The sequence below is a fragment of the Micrococcus sp. genome (assembly GCF_034179925.1).
Lineage (GTDB): Bacteria > Actinomycetota > Actinomycetes > Actinomycetales > Micrococcaceae > Micrococcus.
Genome location: NZ_JAXFPG010000029.1, coordinates 49,078 through 65,068, shown reverse-complemented (window position 1 = coordinate 65,068; position 15,991 = coordinate 49,078). Strand labels below are relative to the sequence as shown.

The window sequence follows — 15,991 nt, the reverse complement described above, 5'->3', positions numbered from 1 at the left end:
CCCGAGGGGACACGGCGGCAATGGAGAGCGGATCGGGCCCTGCGGGCCCCGATGCGCTCGCCCGGCAGGCCACAGCCCTCACGAGAGGTCCAACGCCAGTTCTGGCGGGTGATCGCCACCGGCGTCACCACGGCCGAGGCGTCCCTGACTGTGGGCGTGTCCTGGCCCGTCGGGGCGCGCTGGTTCCGTCACACTGGCGGGATGACCCCACTACCCCTGGCCGAGCCCACCGGCCAGTACCTGTCCTTCGCTGAGCGTGAGGAGATCGCGATCCTCCACGCCCAGGGCCACGGGGTCCGCCAGATCGGGCGCGCCCTGGGACGTGACCCGGGCACGATCAGCCGTGAGCTGCGCCGTAACTGCGCCACACGTTCCGGGAAGAAGGAGTACCGGGCCACCGTGGCGCAGTGGAAGGCCCAGGAGACGGCCAAGCGGCCCAAGCCCGCGAAGCTGGCCACGAACCAGCGGCTGCATGACTACGTCCAAGCACGCCTGAACGGGGTGGTCCTGGGCCCCGATGGCGTGGCCGTGCCAGGACCGGTCGGGCCCGGGTTCAAGGGGCGGAAGATGAAACCGCGCCGGGCGGACCGGCGATGGTCCACGGCGTGGAGTCCTGAGCAGATCAGCCACCGGCTGCGCCTGGAGTTCCCGGATGATGAGTCCATGCGGATCTCTCACGAAGCGATCTACCAGTCGCTGTTCGTCCAGGGACGTGGGGCACTCAAGCATGAGCTCGTCGCGTGTCTGCGCACCGGGCGGGCTCTGTGCGAGCCGCGGGCACGCACCCGGAACAAGCCTCAGGGCCACGTCACCGAGGATGTGGTGTTCAGCAAGCGCCCACCCGAGGCCGCTGATCGTGCTGTGCCCGGGCACTGGGAAGGAGACCTGATCATCGGGACCGGGCGTTCAGCGATCGGGACTCTGGCCGAGCGCAAGAGCCGGGCCACGATCCTGGTCCACTTGCCCCGCCTGCAGGGATGGGGTGAGCAGCCGCCGGTGAAGAACGGGCCCTCGCTGGGCGGGTACGGGGCCGAGGCGATGACCGCGGCCCTGATCAAGGCGATGGCGGACGTGCCGGAGCAACTGCGGCAGAGCCTGACGTGGGATCGGGGCAAGGAGCTGGCCGGGCATGCCAGGTTCACGATGGACACGGGCACGAAAGTGTTCTTCGCCGACCCGCACTCACCATGGCAGCGGCCAACGAACGAGAACACGAACGGGGTGTTGCGGCAGTACTTCCCCAAGGGCACGGACCTGTCGAGGTGGTCGGCCCAGGACCTCGCAGCAGTCGCGTACACGCTGAACAACAAGCCCAGGAAGGTCCTGGACTGGAAGACTCCCGCAGAGGTCTTCGCCGAGCAGCTACGCTCGCTCACGACGAACGGTGTTGCAACGAGCGGTTGAACCCGCCCAGTACGTCTCTCTGGCGTACTCGGACGCGCTCATCACCGCCGGGGTGAGCGTCTCGGTGGGCACCGTGGGCGACTCCTATGACAACGCCCTGGCCGAGACCGTGAACGGGCTCTACAAGGTAAGAACTCATCCACGCCAAGCGGATCTGGGAGTCCGTGCAGGCGGTCGAGATGGCCACCATGGGGTGGGTGCACTGGTGGAACACCACCCGCCTCCATGAGGGGCTCGGCTACCGCACTCCTGCGGAGGTCGAGGCGGCCTACACTCACGATCAGGATTCAGCGCCCGTTGCGTCCTGACCTCGGAACGAAACCCAGGGCGCCTCAACGCGGCGTGAAGACGGCTGTCACCTATGGGTGCATCAGTCCCGGCTTCCGCAACCGGGAGAACTACTGTCTGCGCATGCTCCTCATCGGAGGCGGACTCAACCTATGACCCCACACTCATCCGTGAAGAACCAACAAAGTCCTGAACCTTTCTCCCTAGCGCGGAATCCGGTTTCCCCTATTCCTGAAAATTTTGGTGTCCCCCCTCGCGGCGACCTCGATTGGCAATGTCAGATTTATTAGCGCGAGAGGCTCGCATTTTGTCCCGTAGGGAAAATACGAGCCAGCCGAAAAATACAATGACGAGAGCAATCGGGAAGAGGGGTATCAAAAGAGCCCATTCACTTTCAAACATAAGTCATCCCAGGTTGCAATCGTCACGAGTTGAATAGAGGCCGTTAGCTCCTCCTCGGATCTGAATACACGGGCTCGCGGCCACCGGCCCCATGTGGAAATCAAAGTTGGTTGCGGCACGCACCTCCCACCCTACATTCCTGTAGGTGCTCCGATTACCGTCGTAGGTGAAGAAATTACTCCCGCCCGTTGCCCCGGTAACGCTATAGGATGTAATTGCGGTTCCGTTCGAACACCAATTCAAATTCACCTGGCCACCGCCGCGAGAGACTTGACTGCCAGTTTCATGCTCGTTCCTCCCAATTGGAGCGTCCGTCTGACGCTTATGAGGCACACATTACCGAGATGTGCATCGCATGGATACCCCGTCCTGTAACAATCCGATAACGAGGAGGGCGGCTAGGGCGCGTCTGATAATAGATACAGGCGGGGCTGACACCCCTGGAGTACATGTCCCGGCTCCAGATGCTCTCCGACGCCCAATGGGAGTTGATCGCCCCGATGCTCCCTGCCCGGACCGGCCGCGCCGGCAGGCCGTTAGCCGACGCCCGCGCCATGGTGGAGGCGATCATCTACCGATACAGGTGCGGAATCGCTTGGCGGGATCTGCCCGAGGTCTACGGGCCCTGGCAGAGAAGTGTGGACCTGGCATCGGCGCTTGGCCGAAGAGGCACCTGGGACACGGTGTTGGCCACGCTGACCGCCGCCGCTGACGCGCAGGGCTTGGTGGATTGGTCGGTCTCGGTGGACTCCACGATCGCCCGCGCCCACCGGCACGCCACGAACATCACCCGCCGCACAGGGGGATGGATCGAACTACAAGAATCCGCGTGAGGAGCCGGCCGATTCAGAAGCATCGGGCGCTCCCGTGGCGGGCTGAGCACGAAGATCCATCAGCTCGTGGACGGGGCCGGGCTGCCGCTGGTCAGCCTGATCACCCCCGGCCAGGCAGGAGACTCCCCGATGCTGCTGCCATTGCTGGGGCGGCTGCGTGTGGCACGGCCGGTAGGGCGGTCCCGGACCCGCCCCGAGGCCGTGCTGGGCGACAAGGCGTACTCCTCCCGGGCGATCCGCACCCACCTACGCACCCGCCGGATCAAAGCGGTCATCCCCGAACCGGCCGACCAGCAGGGCCACCGCAGACGCCGCGGCTCGGCCGGTGGCCGCCCCATTGGCCTCGACGCAGCCGCCTACAAGGGCCGGAACGTCATCGAGCGCCAGTAAGCGCACCTGAAGCAGTGGCGGGGCCTGGCGACCCGGTACGACAAGTACGCGATCGTCTACCGGGCCGCCGTGGTGCTCAACGCGGTGCTCGCGTGGTCCAAACGATTGTCAGACATGCCCTAGTGGTGCGAAGCCCGGGCCAGTAGGCTCGGCGCCATGACCCAGCACATCGACGACACCCTCGTGGAGGCCTGGTTCGCAGCATGGTCCCGCTCGCGGGGCTACACCACCAGGCAGGACGGCTCCGAGCGCGCGGCCCTGCGCCGGCGCAGGGCCTCCCGGCCCGGCACCTCGGCCCCGACGACGACGGCGCCCGCGGCCGAGGGCGTGTGGGAGCACATCCTCGTGAACCCCTCCGCGGAGCGTCTGCGGCAGGCGGCCGAGCGGCTGCGGCAGTCCCCCGAGGAGCTGGTCACGGTGTTCGGGCAGACCGAGCAGGACCCTGCCGAGGCCGGCCTGCACGCGGCCACCGAGGCTGAGCGGCTGATGAGCGTGGAGCTGGACCCGGAGCTGATCGATGTGGAGCCACCGATCCTCCCGGAGGGGTACGAGGCCCGCCTGGACGAGCCGATGGAGGGGGTGCGCCGCCTCCGCCTGGTGGCCGTGGACGCTTCCACGGCGCCCGAGGGCGAGGAGGAGCTGGCGGGTCTGGGCTGGGTGACCTTCCAGGAGGGCACCGCCGTGTTCGACCGCATCTGGACGGCCCCGAACCACCGGCGGCGCGGGCTGGGCACCATGATCATGCGTCACCTGACGGCCGAGGCCATGAGTGCCCAGGACGGCCTCGAACAGGGCCTGCTGGTGGCCTCCCCGGACGGCCAGAAGCTCTACGGCCACCTGGGCTGGACGGACCTGGGCCCGGTGACCGTGTGGACGCTCTCCGACGAGGACGACGCGACCACGCAGGCCGAGCACTCCGGCACCATGCGCCGGTGACCGGCCCCTCCGGGGCCGCACTGCGGGCCGCTCTCGGCCGTCACGGCCTGCCCGCACAGATCCGCCACATCACCGAGATCCCGGCGCGCACGGCCCGCCACGAGGACTGGCCTGAGGCCACCCCCGAGGCGCTCATGCGCGCCTTCGCCGCCCGCGGAGTCGAACGCCCGTGGGCCCACCAGGTGCAGGCCGCGGCCCTGGCCGCCGCCGGGCGCCACACCGTGCTGGCCACCGGCACGGCCTCCGGCAAGTCCCTGGGCTACCAGCTGCCGGTGGCCACCGCCCTGGCCGCCGACCCCCGCGCCACCGCCCTGTACCTCTCCCCCACCAAGGCCCTGGCCGCGGACCAGCTGGCGGCCTGGCGTGCCCTCGAACGCGACGGCGCCACCTGGCTGCGGGCCGCCCCCTACGACGGGGACACCGCCCCGCAGGACCGCATCTGGGCGCGCGAGCACGCGAACGTCCTGATGACCAACCCGGACATGCTGCACGTGGGGATCCTGCCCCACCACGAGCGCTGGGCGACGTTCCTGCGCCACCTCGCGTTCGTCGTCGTGGATGAGTCCCACAGCTACCGCGGCGTGTTCGGCTCCCAGGTGGGGATCCTGCTGCGCCGCCTGCGGCGGCTGACCGACCACTACCGGGGGGACCGGCCGCCGGCGGTGTTCCTCGGGGCCTCGGCCACCTCCGCGGCCCCGGCCGCCCACTTCAGCACACTGATCGGGGACGACGCCGCGGCCGTCACCGAGGACGCCTCCCCGCACGGGGCCGTGCACGTGGCCTTCTGGGAGCCCGAACTGACGGACCGGCACGGCGGGGAGAACGGGGCGCCCGTGCGCCGCTCCGCGATGGCCACCGCCGCAGACCTGATGACGGACCTGGCCCTGCAGCAGGTGCGCACCCTGGCGTTCATCCGCTCCCGGCGCGGGGCCGAAGCGATCGCCAGCGCGGCCCGTCGTCAGCTCGAGGAGGTCGAGCCGGGCCTGGGCACCCGGATCGCGGCGTACCGGTCCGGGTACCTGCCGGAGGAGCGGAGGGAGCTGGAGGAGGCCCTGCGCACCGGGCGCCTGCTGGGCATGGCGTCCACGCCGGCACTGGAGATGGGCATCGACGTGGCCGGGCTGGACGCCGTGGTGGTGGCGGGCTGGCCGGGGACCCGTGCGTCGTTCCTGCAGCAGATCGGCCGGGCCGGGCGCGGCGGGCAGGAGGCCGTGGCGTTCTTCGTGGCCTCGGACGACCCCCTGGACACCTATGTGGTGGACCATCCCGAGGCGGTGTTCGACCTCGGTGTGGAGGACACCGTGCTCGACCCGGGGAACCCCCACCTGCTCGGCCCGCAGCTGTGCGCGGCGGCCGCCGAGCTGCCGCTCACCCCGGAGGACCTCAGCCGTTTCGGGGATCCGGAGCGGGTGCGTGCCCTCGTGGACGTGCTCGTGGCCCAGGGGCTGCTGCGGCGCCGGCCCGCCGGCTGGTTCTGGACGCACACCGAGCACGCCGCGGCCCTGGTCTCCCTGCGCGACGACGGCGGCGGGCCCATGGACATCATCGACGCCGAGACCGGCGCACTGCTGGGCACGATGGGCTCCCCGCAGGCCCACTACCAGGCCCACCCGGGCGCGGTGTACGTGCACCAGGACCGCACCTACCTGGTGGAGGACCTGGACGAGGACGCCCACGCGGTGATCGTGCAGCGGGCCTGGCCGGACTTCACCACCCAGGCCCGGGACGTCACCGAGGTGGCCATCGAGGCGGTGCACCGCCGCCTCGAGGACCCCGGTTCCTCCCTGAGCTGGTGCCTGGGGGACGTGCAGGTGCGCACCCAGGTGATCTCCTTCCAGCGCAAGGCGCTGCTGTCCGGGGAGATCCTCGGGGAGGAGCCGCTCGACCTGCCCGCCCGGGACCTGTTCACCACGGCCGTGTGGTTCCAGGCCTCCAGTGAGGAGCTCGTGGCGGCCGGGCTGACCATGGACCGCCTGCCCGGGGCGCTGCACGCGGCCGAGCACGCGATGATCGGCATGATGCCGCTGGTGGCCTCGAATGACCGCTGGGACATTGGCGGGGTGTCCATGGTGCTGCACCCGGACACCGGCACGCCCACGGTGTTCGTGTACGACGGCCGGCCCGGCGGGGCAGGGTTCGCCGAGCGCGGTTTCGAGCAGGCCCGCCGGTGGGTGGAGGCCACAGCCGGGGCCATCGCCGCGTGCACCTGCCCGGAGGGCTGCCCCTCCTGCGTGCAGTCCCCCAAGTGCGGCAACCGCAACTCCCCCCTGGACAAAGCCGGGGCGCTCACGGTGTTGCGGTTCCTGATCTCCCGGGCGGACGCCCTCACGGCGGCCCCCACGGGCACGCTCACCGCGACCCCGTCGGACTGAGCGACGGCGGAGCCGGTGCTGGGGCGGGCCGGACATCCGGCCGAAGCGGCGGATCCGGCACCGGGGCCCCGGCCACGGCCACGGCCCGCACCGGAGGCAGGGGTGCCCGGTCGGCCTGGACCGCCACCGTCAGGGAGCCGTCGGCACCCGCCCGGCAGTCCACCAGGCTGGCCCCGTTGGCCCGGGCCGTCTGCTCGGCCAGCGTGCAGGGGTCATGGCTGGACAGGCCCCGCCGCGCGTCGGAGGCGGCCAGGGCCGCCAGATCCGCGGCCCCGGCGGCCCGTGCGTCCGTCACCGCCGCCTGCCCGACGGCGGCCACCGCCACCACGAGCACGGCACCGGCAGCCGCCGTGCCCAGCGCGGTGACCCCACCGGCCCCGGTCTCCTCCGCCAGGCAGGCACCGGTGCGGGGCAACAGGCGGAGGCGGGTAAGCAGGCGAAGGCGGGGGCGGCGTCGTCGTGGGCGGCTCATGAGCGCACCCGCCATGGCGGCGCCTGGACCGGCGCGGAGGCACTCGCCCGGAGGGTCAGCGGCTCCAACAGGCCGGGCGCGGGCCGGCGCACCGTGACCGTGACCCAGCCGCCCTCGGTGCGCTCCTCCATGCGGGCCGCGCTGCCAGCCATCCGGGACACGGCCTCCCGTGCGGCCTCGGTGCCGTCGCCGCGGGCCAGGATCCGGGCGGCCGCAGCGGCGGCGTCCTGGTGGCGCACCTGCTGCACCGAGGCCACCCCGGCCAGCAGCACGGCCACGAGCATGAACACCACCGCCGGCAGCAGCACCGCGTACTCCGCGGTGACCGCCCCGGTCTCGCCGTGCCGCGCCCGGGCCCAGGCCTGTCCCACGGCCCCGGCCCGGCCGCCGCGGGGGCGACCGGGCCGGAACTTCCCGTGGCCGGTGTCAGTCACGGGTCAGGGCCTTCTGCACGATGTCCATGAGCAGGGACTGCACGTCCCCGCTGGTCAGGACCACGGCCAGCAGGCCGGCGAAGCCGACCGCGGCGAGGGTGAGGATGCCGTACTCGGCGGTCTGGGCGCCGGTCTCGTCCTCGAGGCGCTCGGCCAGGGCCGCGGCGCGCTCGGGGCCGGCGAGGCCGGCGAGGGTCTGCTGAAGGGCGAGGGAGAGCTCGGTCATGGTGTCCTCCTGGACGTGGGTGGATGAGTGGTGGTTCGGGTCCGGCGCCCCGGGTGGGCCGCCGTCTCCAGCCTGGCCCGCCGCCCCTGCCCGCCGCCTCCGGCACCCCACGATCCGTGGAAGGGGACGGCCCCGGGAGAGCCTGTGCAGGAGCAAACCGGCCGAGGCGGTGCAGAGGGCCGTCAGCGCAGAGGGCGTCCAGTGCAGCGGGGAGTCAGCGCAGCAGCGCCATCGCCATGGGCACCACACCCCAGCACACGAACGCCGGCAGCTGGCACAGCCCCAGGGGCACCACCAGGCGCACCGCGAGCTCCTCAGCGGCCCGCTCATCCTCCCGCCGGCCCTGCTGGCGCAGCGCGGCCGCGGCGTCCGTGAGGGTCCCGGTTCCGGCCATCCCAGTGCCGTGCAGGGGCCGCAGCCGCTCCCCCACCGCCGCCCAGGCGGGCCTGTCCGCCACGGGCTCCCACGCTTCGTCCCAGTCCACACCCCACAGCAGCAGGGTGGTGACCACCCGCAGGTCGGCGGCCCCGGGCAGGCTCACGGCGACGTCGTCGAGCGCCACAGGCAGGGAGCGGCCGGCACCCAGCAGGGCAGCCAGCAGATCCACGACGACGGCCGGGTCCACCTCCCCAGGCTCACGCGTGGCCCGGCGCACCGCCAGACGCGCCCACGCCCACCCGGCCGCCGAGAACACCCCGCCGAGCAGCAGCACGACCCAGCCGGCCGGGGTGGCCAGCAGATCCGCCGGACCCATCCCCAGCAGCCAGGCCAACCCCAGCCCGAGCAACGGCAGCCAGGAGAGCAGCCGGGCGGTGGCGCGCGGCCCGGCGGCGGCGCTGCGACGGGCACGGGCGGCGTCCACGGAGGCCTCCAGGGCGTCGGCCAGCCGTCGGGCGACCTCCGCGGGGGCGGCCCCGGCCCGGCCCGCCGCGGCCAGCGCGGCCCGCACCGTCTGCCAGGCCGGAGCAGTATGGTCGGCGACGTCCTCGGGCAGCCCCTGCAGGGCCTGAGTCCAGGCCGCCTGCGGAGTGAGACCGGCCCGCAGCAGGGCGGCCCAGCGGCGCAGCGCCTCCACCACGTGCTCCGTGGCCGCCTCCGGGTCCCGGTGGCGGAGGGGAAGGGCGATCATCCGTGCACGCCCAGGCGCTCGGCCAGCAGCCCCGCCCCCGGCCCCTCCCGGGTGCCGCCAGAGGGCGTCCAGGTCAGGGCTGGGAGCATCCTCAGCGGTGCGGCAGGGTCCGGCGGACGGTCGGGCACGGCCAGCTCCACGGGGTGGCGGCCGTGACCGTCGCGGCGCACGTGCACCACCGCGTCCACTCCCGCACGGGTCTGGGCGGCCACCGCCGCCGGCGACCACCCGGCCAGGGCACCCATCGCGCTCAGGCGGGCGGGGACGTCGTCGGCGGCGTTGGCGTGGAGCGTGCCCCAGGCACCCCGATGCCCGGTGTTCAGCGCCGTGAGCAGGTCCGCGACCTCCGCACCGCGGCACTCGCCCACCACCAGCCGGTCCGGGCGCATGCGCAGCGCCTGCCGGATCAGCTCCGCCAGCCCCACCTCCCCGGCCCCCTCCGCGTTCGGGGCGCGGGTCTGCAGGGGCACCACGTGCGGGTGGTCCAGGTCCGCCTCCCGGGTGTCCTCCACGAGCACGATCCGCTCCCGGGGGTCCGCCCGGCCCAGCGCCGCCGAGAGCAGGGTGGTCTTGCCCGAACCGGTGGCCCCGCTGACCAGCACCGTTGCGTGGGCGGCCACGAGCCGTTCACATGCCTGGAGCCACCGGGGCCCGTCCGGCCAGGCCTCGGCCAGCCGGTTGAGCGTCGGAGTGCGGGCCGAGGGCACCCGCAGGCTCAGCACCGTCCCGTCGGCACTGACCGGCGGCAGCACCGCGTGCACGCGGATGCCGTGCACCCGCGCGTCGGCCAGGGGCACGGCCGGGTCCAGGCGCCGCCCGGCCTGGGTGAGCAGCCGCACCGCCAGCGCCTGCGCCTGGGCGGGACCGAGGGTGGTAGGCCTCCGCACCATGCCCTCGGCGCCGTCGGTCCAGACGGCACCGTCGGGGGTCACGAGCACATCAGTGACGCCGGGGGTACGCACCCAGGGCGCGAGCGGGCCGAAGCCCACGAGCTGCTCGCGCAGGGCCACCGCGCGGCCGCCGAGGTCCGGGTCCGTCGCCGGCAAGGCGAGGCCGACGTCGGCCGGGGCGCCTCCGGCATTAACGAGGGCCTCGGCGAGGCGGCGGCGAGTGGCCGCCGGGCCCTCCGGCGGGTCCGGGGGTCGGCGTCGCAGCCGCGGCCGCAGGCGGAGGCGGCCGACGGGGGTGTCGGGGCGGTCGGGGTCGTCGGGCACCCAGCGGTCCATGGCGGTCTCCTCGCAGGGGTCGGGATCCCACCCTCTCCCCCGGCGGGCGGCGGGGCCCGGTGGGGACCGCCGCGGGACCCTCAGCTGTGGACGCCGCCGGGGGCGGACGGGCCTGTGCAGGAGTGGAGGGCTCCGGTCTCGGGGTCCACCACCCGGGCGGCGTCCCAGGGACGGGCCCATCCGGCCAGCTCCAGCACGCGGGAGAGCAGGGCCGCGGTGAACCCCCACACGAGCCGTCCCTGCACCCGGAACCCGGGGGTCGTACCCGCTCTGCCACCGGGGCGGGCGACGGCCACACGCCGGCTCGGATCCACCAGATCCGCGACGGGCACCCGGAACACATCCGTCGCCTCGGCCCGGTCCACCACGGCCACGGTGCTGGGGTCGCGCCACCAGGCGAGCACCGGGTGCACGATGTGCCCCGAGACAACCACCGGCACCGGCGGCAGCACCCCGAGGACCTCCACACCGGCTGGGTCGAGCCCGGTCTCCTCCCGCGCCTCGCGCAGGGCGGTGGCCACGACGTCGTCGTCCCCCTCATCCACGCGCCCACCCGGGAACGCCACCTGCCCGGCGTGCTGGCTCAGCGTGGCGGCCCGCTGGGTGAGCAGCACGTCCAGCTCCGCAGGGACACCGGGTTGCCGCGAGCGGGCGGGCACGGAGTCCAGGGCGCCGAACAGCATCAGCACCGCCGAGGCGCGCGGGGCCTGCGGGCGGGGCCAGTCGAATCCCCACACGCGGGCCGTCTCCGGGCCGATCCGAGTGAGGGCGTCCGGGGTTGAGCCGTCTGGGGCCGAGCTGCCCGGCGCCTGTGCGGGCAGCACCTCGTGCTCGGCCGCGAGCGCGGCCAGCACCGCGCGGGCCCCCTGTCCCGCACGGGAGTGATCCGGGGAGAGCCCGTTTCGTGCACGGGAGTCGTCGGTGAGGCTCCCGTTTCGTGCACGGGAGTACTCCGGGAAGCTCCCGTTTCTCGAACGGGAGTGCGATGGCGGGGGTGTCGTCGTCATGGCCCCAGCGTCCAGCCGCACTCGCGCAGCTCGGCCCGAGTGGCACCGGCACGGAAGAGTTCGAGCAGCTCCTCCCGGCCGGGCTTCCACTCATAGGCCAGCAGCGCACGGGCTGCCCCCGGGTCCGTCTCCCCCTCGGCTGAGGAGGGGCACCAGCGGGCCACGGGGCAGACGCCGCAGGCCGGCCTGCGGGCGTGGCACATGCGCCGGCCGTGGTACACGAGGCGCTGGGACAGGTCGGTCCACTCCTTCGGCGGGAAGAGGGCGGCGACGGCGTGCTCCACCTTCACCGGGTCCGTCTCCTCCGTCCAGCCCAGCCTCCAGGCCAGGCGCCCGAAATGGGTGTCCACGGTGATCCCGGGCCGGCCGAAGGCGTTGCCGAGCACCACGAACGCGGTCTTGCGCCCCACACCCGGCAGGGTCACGAGGTCCTCGAGACGGTCCGGGACCTCGCCATCGAAGCGCTCCACGAGTTCCTGGGAGAGCCGCAGCACCGCCGAGGCCTTGTTCTTGTAGAAGCCGGTGGACCGCACGAGCTCCTGCAGCTCCACCTCAGAGGCGCCGGCCATGGCCGTCGCGTCGGGGAAGCGGGCGAACAGGGCCGGGGTGACGGCGTTGACGCGCACATCCGTGGTCTGGGCGGAGAGCACGGTGGCCACGAGCAGCTCGAACGGGGTGCGGAAGTCGAGCTCGGCCACGGCGTAGGGGTAGGTCTGCCCCAGCACCCGGTTGATCCGGCGAGCACGCCGGGTCAGCGCGAGCGGCGACTCCCCCGTGGGGGTGCGGGCGGGCTCCCCGGACGACGACGCCGGCCCCCGACCGGTGCGCCGGACGTGCGGGGGCGGGGACATTGCTCCGGGATGGTCCATGTGTCCTATTCTGACCCCCGAAGAAGATGTGCTGCAGATCACACCGGAGGCCGGTCTCCGCCGTCGAGAGGACCCACCATGACCGAGATGACCGTCTACCCGCCATCCGCCGAGTTCACCGCCCGCGCCGTCGCCGGCCCCGAGCTGGACGAGGAAGCCGCACAGGACCGCCTGGCCTACTGGGCCCGCCGCGCCCGCGAGGCGCTGCACTGGGAACGGGAGTTCACCGAGGTCCTGGACACCTCCCGGGCACCGTTCTTCCGCTGGTTCGCCGACGGCACCACCAACGCCGCCTACAACGCCCTGGACCGGCATGTGGAGGCCGGTCACGGCGAGCGCGTCGCCCTGCACTTCGAGGGCGAGCCCGGGGACACCCGCACCTACACCTACGCTGAGCTGGCCGCCGAGGTGCGCCAGGCTGCCAACGCCTTCGAGTCCCTCGGCGTGACCAAGGGCGACCGCGTGGCCGTGTACCTGCCGATGGTCCCCGAGGCCATCATCACGATGCTCGCCTGCGCCCGCATCGGTGCCGTCCACTCCGTGGTGTTCGGCGGGTTCTCCGCCGACGCCCTGCGCTCGCGCATCGACGACGCCGAAGCGACGCTCGTCGTCACCGCCGACGGCTCCTTCCGGCGCGGGAAGCCCTCGATGCTCAAGCCCGCCGTGGACGAGGCCCTCGCCGCCGAGGGCCACACCGTCCGCAACGTCCTGGTGGTGCGCCGCAACGGGGCCGAGGTGTCCATGGCCGAGGGCCGAGACCTGTGGTGGCACGACGTCGTCCCCGCCCAGCCCGACGAGCATGCTCTGGTGTGGCACGAGGCCGAGCACCCGCTGTTCATCCTCTACACCTCCGGGACCACCGGGAAGCCCAAGGGCATCCTGCACACCACCGGCGGGTACCTCGTGCAGACCGCCGTCACCCACCACGACACCTTCGACCTGCACGCCGGTGAGGACGTCTACTGGTGCACCGCCGACGTCGGCTGGGTCACCGGGCACTCGTACGTCACCTACGCGCCGCTGGTCAATGGGGCCACCCAGGTGATCTACGAGGGCACCCCGGACTCCCCGCACCAGGGCCGCTGGTGGGAGATCGTGCAGAAGTACGGGGTGACGATCCTCTACACCGCACCCACGGCGATCCGCGCCGCCATGAAGTGGGGCCGGCACATCCCCGAGCAGTACAACCTCAGCTCCCTGCGCGTGCTGGGCACCGTGGGCGAGGCCATCAACCCGGAGGCCTGGCGCTGGTTCCACGAGGTGATCGGCGGCGGCCGCTGCCCCATCGTGGACACCTGGTGGCAGACCGAGACCGGCGCGCACATGCTCACCCCGCTGCCCGGGGTCACCGCGCTCAAGCCCGGCTCCGCCCAGCGGCCGGTGCCCGGCGTCACCGTGGAGGTGGTGGACGAGCTCGGCGAGCCCCTGCAGGGCACGGACCCCGGCTTCCTCGTGGTCCGTGAGCCGTGGCCGGCCATGCTGCGCGGCCTGTGGGGCGACCCGGAGCGCTTCGTCCAGACCTACTGGTCCCGGTTCCCGGGCATGTACGTCGCCGGCGACGGCGCCCGGTACGACGACGACGGCGAGATCTGGCTGCTCGGCCGCGTGGACGACGTCATGAACGTCTCCGGGCACCGGCTGTCCACCACGGAGATCGAGTCCTCCCTGGTGGCGCACCCGAAGGTCGCCGAGGCGGCTGTGGTGGGTGCCGCGGACGAGACCACCGGGGAGGCCGTGGTCGCGTTCGTGCTGCTCACGGAGGAGGCCGCCGCCGCAGGCGAGGACGTCGAGGCCGTGCAGGAGCAGCTGCGCCGGCACGTGGGCCACGACATCGGCGCGATCGCCAAGCCCCGGCGCGTGCTCGTGGTCCCTGAGCTGCCCAAGACCCGCTCCGGCAAGATCATGCGCCGCCTGCTCAAGGCCGTCGCCGAGGGCCGGGACCCGGGGGACGCCACCACCCTGGCAGACCCCACCGTAATGCAGCGGATCGCCGAGAGCCTCGCCGCCCGCTGAGCCGACGGGCCGACGGAGTGCCGGTCGCTGAGCCGACGGACCTCCGGGCGACCGCCGGCACGACGACGCCCCGGCACCCTCCACAGGGAGGGTGCCGGGGCGTCAGCGTGAGAACGGGGGCGGTTCGAGCGGTGAGGCCTGGCCCGCCCCCGTCATGCGGTCACAGCGTGTGGTCGAACTCCGCGGCGTCCGCGAGCGTTCCGGAGGTCTCGTCCGGGTTGCGCAGCAGGTGGATGGCGGAGGCCACGAGCCCACCCCACACGAGAGCGGCGGCCAGGACGAGCATGACGATGGCGGTGGTGGACATGGGTCAGGCCTCCTCGGCGGGGACGGTGCGCTCGGCGCGCGTGGGAGCGGAGTGGTCCATCTCGTGGAGGTTCTCCTCCGAGTGGAGGCTGGACTTGTGGGACCACGGGATCAGGGAGAGCAGCACAGCCAGCACTACCATGCCCAGGGCCAGGCCCCAGCCGTACACGTTCAGGAACGAGGCGGGGTACTCGCCGTAGCCGTTGGTGATGATGGCGATGACCCAGTGGGACCACATGTAGGCCAGCACGAGGGGCATGAGCAGACCCGCCAGGACCATGTAACCCCGGCCCAGGCGGAAGGAGGACACCGCGTTGAGGTGCTCCACCAGCACCCGGCCCTTGCGGGCCAGCCAGAACACGGCGATCACCGCCACCATGGCGGCACCCACGATGCCGAAGTTGTTGGCGAAGGCGTCCACGGTGTCCAGCATCGGCAGGCCCGTGGTGGTGCCGAACAGGAACAGGGACACCACAGCGGACAGTCCCACGACCACGCCGGTAGTGGTCCAACGGCCCCAGCCGAGCTTGTCCTTCACGGCGGAGACGACGACCTCGAGGATCGAGATCAGCGAGGTGAAGCCGGCCAGCACGAGCGAGCCGAAGAACAGGATGCCGATCAGGGCGCCCAGCGGCGCCTGGGAGATCAGGGTGGGGAAGGCGATGAACGCCAGGCCGATGCCGCTGCCGGCCACCTCTGCCACGGACACCCCGGAGGCCTGGGCCATGAAGCCCAGGGCGGAGAACACACCGATGCCGGCGAGGATCTCGAACCCGGAGTTGGAGAAGCCCACCACCAGGCCGGAGCCGGTGAGGTTGGTGCGCTTCTTCAGGTAGGAGGCGTAGGTGATCATGATGCCGAAGCCCACGGAGAGGGAGAAGAAGATCTGCCCGTAGGCGGCGATCCACACGCCCGGCTCGGTCAGGGCGGCCCAGTTCGGGGTGAACAGGGCGTCCAGGCCCTGCACGGCGCCCGGGAGGGTCAGGGCGATGACCACGAGCACCAGGAACATCACCACGAGCAGCGGGATGCCGACCATGGAGGCCAGGGCGACGCCGCGGCGCACGCCGAAGCCCATGATCAGCAGGGTCACGACCCACACCACGAGCATCGGCCAGAACACGCCCGGCACGATGTCGAAGGACGGTGTCGGGTCCGAGGCCGTCTGCAGGTACTGGCCCAGGAACGCCTCCGGGTCCGAGCCCCAGCGCTGGTCCAGGGAGAAGCCGGTGTAGGAGATGGCCCAGCCGATGATCGCGGCGTAGTAGATGGCGATGACCGTGCAGATCAGCACCTGCCACCAGCCGATGGCCTCGGTCCAGCGGCTCATGCGGCGGAACGCCATAGGGGCGGAGCCGCGGAAGCGGTGACCGATCGCGTAGTCGAAGAACAGCAGGGGGATGCCCGCGGTCAGCAACGCGACCAGGTAGGGGATGACGAACGCGCCGCCGCCGTTCTCATAGGCGACGTACGGGAAACGCCAGATGTTACCGAGGCCGACGGCGGAGCCGATGGCGGCGAGGATGAAGGCCCAACGGCCCGTGAACTCCTCGCGGGAGCGCCGAGGCGTGGAGGCCTCGGCGGTGACGGTGGATGACATGGGCGATGACCTCCGGTGCGGGGCGCATCCCGAAGTGTGCGCCGGGTGTGGACGGTGAGAAGTGGGCACACTGTACTGCAGCCC

The 15,991-nt window shown here is 72.4% G+C and carries 13 protein-coding genes and 2 pseudogenes; 6 read left to right on the top strand and 9 right to left on the bottom strand.

What is annotated here, in order from left to right:
- From SPI96_RS05400 to SPI96_RS05380, 5 genes and pseudogenes are all read left to right on the top strand, one after another.
- Nucleotides 1–1,404 (top strand): IS30 family transposase (locus SPI96_RS05400; protein ID WP_321081336.1); only part of this gene is annotated, 1,404 nt, incomplete at its 5' end.
- Nucleotides 1,405–1,408: 4 nt separating this feature from the next.
- Nucleotides 1,409–1,712 (top strand): annotated as a pseudogene (locus tag SPI96_RS05395) (transposase); the annotation flags it as partial.
- An 831-nt stretch (nt 1,713–2,543) separates the two neighbouring features.
- Nucleotides 2,544–3,440: pseudogene (locus tag SPI96_RS05390) on the top strand (IS5 family transposase).
- Nucleotides 3,441–3,473: 33 nt separating this feature from the next.
- Entirely contained in the window at nt 3,474–4,253 is a 780-nt protein-coding gene (locus SPI96_RS05385) for a GNAT family N-acetyltransferase (protein WP_321081335.1), read from the top strand.
- Nucleotides 4,250–6,625 carry a DEAD/DEAH box helicase gene (locus SPI96_RS05380; protein WP_321081334.1) on the top strand — a complete coding sequence of 792 codons (2,376 nt, stop codon included), beginning with the start codon at nt 4,250–4,252 and terminating at the stop codon, nt 6,623–6,625. Before SPI96_RS05385 ends, SPI96_RS05380 begins: the two co-directional genes overlap by 4 nt.
- On the opposite strand, the gene SPI96_RS05375 is transcribed toward SPI96_RS05380, so the two are convergent.
- From SPI96_RS05375 to nth, 7 genes are all read right to left on the bottom strand, one after another.
- Nucleotides 6,603–7,040 carry an Rv3654c family TadE-like protein gene (locus tag SPI96_RS05375; protein WP_321081333.1) on the bottom strand — a complete coding sequence of 146 codons (438 nt, stop codon included), beginning with the start codon at nt 7,038–7,040 and terminating at the stop codon, nt 6,603–6,605. The two genes, SPI96_RS05380 and SPI96_RS05375, sit on opposite strands and share 23 nt — an antisense overlap.
- A 53-nt stretch (nt 7,041–7,093) precedes the next feature.
- Nucleotides 7,094–7,531, bottom strand: coding sequence for a TadE family type IV pilus minor pilin (locus tag SPI96_RS05370; protein WP_321081332.1), 438 nt, complete (start codon nt 7,529–7,531; stop codon nt 7,094–7,096).
- Entirely contained in the window at nt 7,524–7,757 is a 234-nt protein-coding gene (locus SPI96_RS05365; RefSeq protein WP_321081331.1) for a DUF4244 domain-containing protein, read from the bottom strand. The genes SPI96_RS05370 and SPI96_RS05365 overlap by 8 nt, the downstream gene beginning before the upstream one ends.
- Before the next feature lie 214 nt (nt 7,758–7,971).
- Nucleotides 7,972–8,886 carry a secretion system protein F gene (locus tag SPI96_RS05360; protein WP_321081330.1) on the bottom strand — a complete coding sequence of 305 codons (915 nt, stop codon included), beginning with the start codon at nt 8,884–8,886 and terminating at the stop codon, nt 7,972–7,974.
- Nucleotides 8,883–10,112, bottom strand: a complete 1,230-nt coding sequence (locus SPI96_RS05355) for a CpaF family protein (RefSeq protein WP_321081329.1) — start codon at nt 10,110–10,112, stop codon at nt 8,883–8,885. The genes SPI96_RS05360 and SPI96_RS05355 overlap by 4 nt, the downstream gene beginning before the upstream one ends.
- 80 nt (nt 10,113–10,192) lie before the next feature.
- Entirely contained in the window at nt 10,193–10,966 is a 774-nt protein-coding gene (locus SPI96_RS05350; RefSeq protein WP_321081328.1) for a CoA pyrophosphatase, read from the bottom strand.
- A gap of 149 nt (nt 10,967–11,115) precedes the next feature.
- A complete protein-coding gene (gene nth / locus SPI96_RS05345; protein WP_414601914.1) occupies nt 11,116–11,970 on the bottom strand; it encodes an endonuclease III in 855 nt (284 codons plus the stop codon).
- A 96-nt stretch (nt 11,971–12,066) separates the two neighbouring features.
- Between nth and acs the strand changes: the two genes are divergently transcribed.
- Nucleotides 12,067–14,001, top strand: a complete 1,935-nt coding sequence (gene acs / locus SPI96_RS05340; protein WP_321081326.1) for an acetate--CoA ligase — start codon at nt 12,067–12,069, stop codon at nt 13,999–14,001.
- A gap of 160 nt (nt 14,002–14,161) precedes the next feature.
- On the opposite strand, the gene SPI96_RS05335 is transcribed toward acs, so the two are convergent.
- Together SPI96_RS05335 and SPI96_RS05330 are read right to left on the bottom strand one after the other, a co-directional pair.
- Nucleotides 14,162–14,308 carry a methionine/alanine import family NSS transporter small subunit gene (locus tag SPI96_RS05335; protein WP_321081325.1) on the bottom strand — a complete coding sequence of 49 codons (147 nt, stop codon included), beginning with the start codon at nt 14,306–14,308 and terminating at the stop codon, nt 14,162–14,164.
- A gap of 3 nt (nt 14,309–14,311) precedes the next feature.
- Nucleotides 14,312–15,907, bottom strand: coding sequence for a sodium-dependent transporter (locus tag SPI96_RS05330; RefSeq protein WP_321081324.1), 1,596 nt, complete (start codon nt 15,905–15,907; stop codon nt 14,312–14,314).
- Nucleotides 15,908–15,991 lie beyond the last annotated feature (84 nt).

Coding starts and splice junctions, on each gene's coding strand:
- SPI96_RS05385 (WP_321081335.1), top strand. CDS start 3,474: ATGACCCAGCACATCGACGACACCCTCGTGGAGGCCTGGTTCGCAGCA.
- SPI96_RS05365 (WP_321081331.1), bottom strand. CDS start 7,757: ATGACCGAGCTCTCCCTCGCCCTTCAGCAGACCCTCGCCGGCCTCGCC.
- SPI96_RS05360 (WP_321081330.1), bottom strand. CDS start 8,886: ATGATCGCCCTTCCCCTCCGCCACCGGGACCCGGAGGCGGCCACGGAG.
- SPI96_RS05355 (WP_321081329.1), bottom strand. CDS start 10,112: ATGGACCGCTGGGTGCCCGACGACCCCGACCGCCCCGACACCCCCGTC.
- nth (WP_414601914.1), bottom strand. CDS start 11,970: ATGTCCCCGCCCCCGCACGTCCGGCGCACCGGTCGGGGGCCGGCGTCG.
- acs (WP_321081326.1), top strand. CDS start 12,067: ATGACCGAGATGACCGTCTACCCGCCATCCGCCGAGTTCACCGCCCGC.
- SPI96_RS05335 (WP_321081325.1), bottom strand. CDS start 14,308: ATGTCCACCACCGCCATCGTCATGCTCGTCCTGGCCGCCGCTCTCGTG.
- SPI96_RS05330 (WP_321081324.1), bottom strand. CDS start 15,907: ATGTCATCCACCGTCACCGCCGAGGCCTCCACGCCTCGGCGCTCCCGC.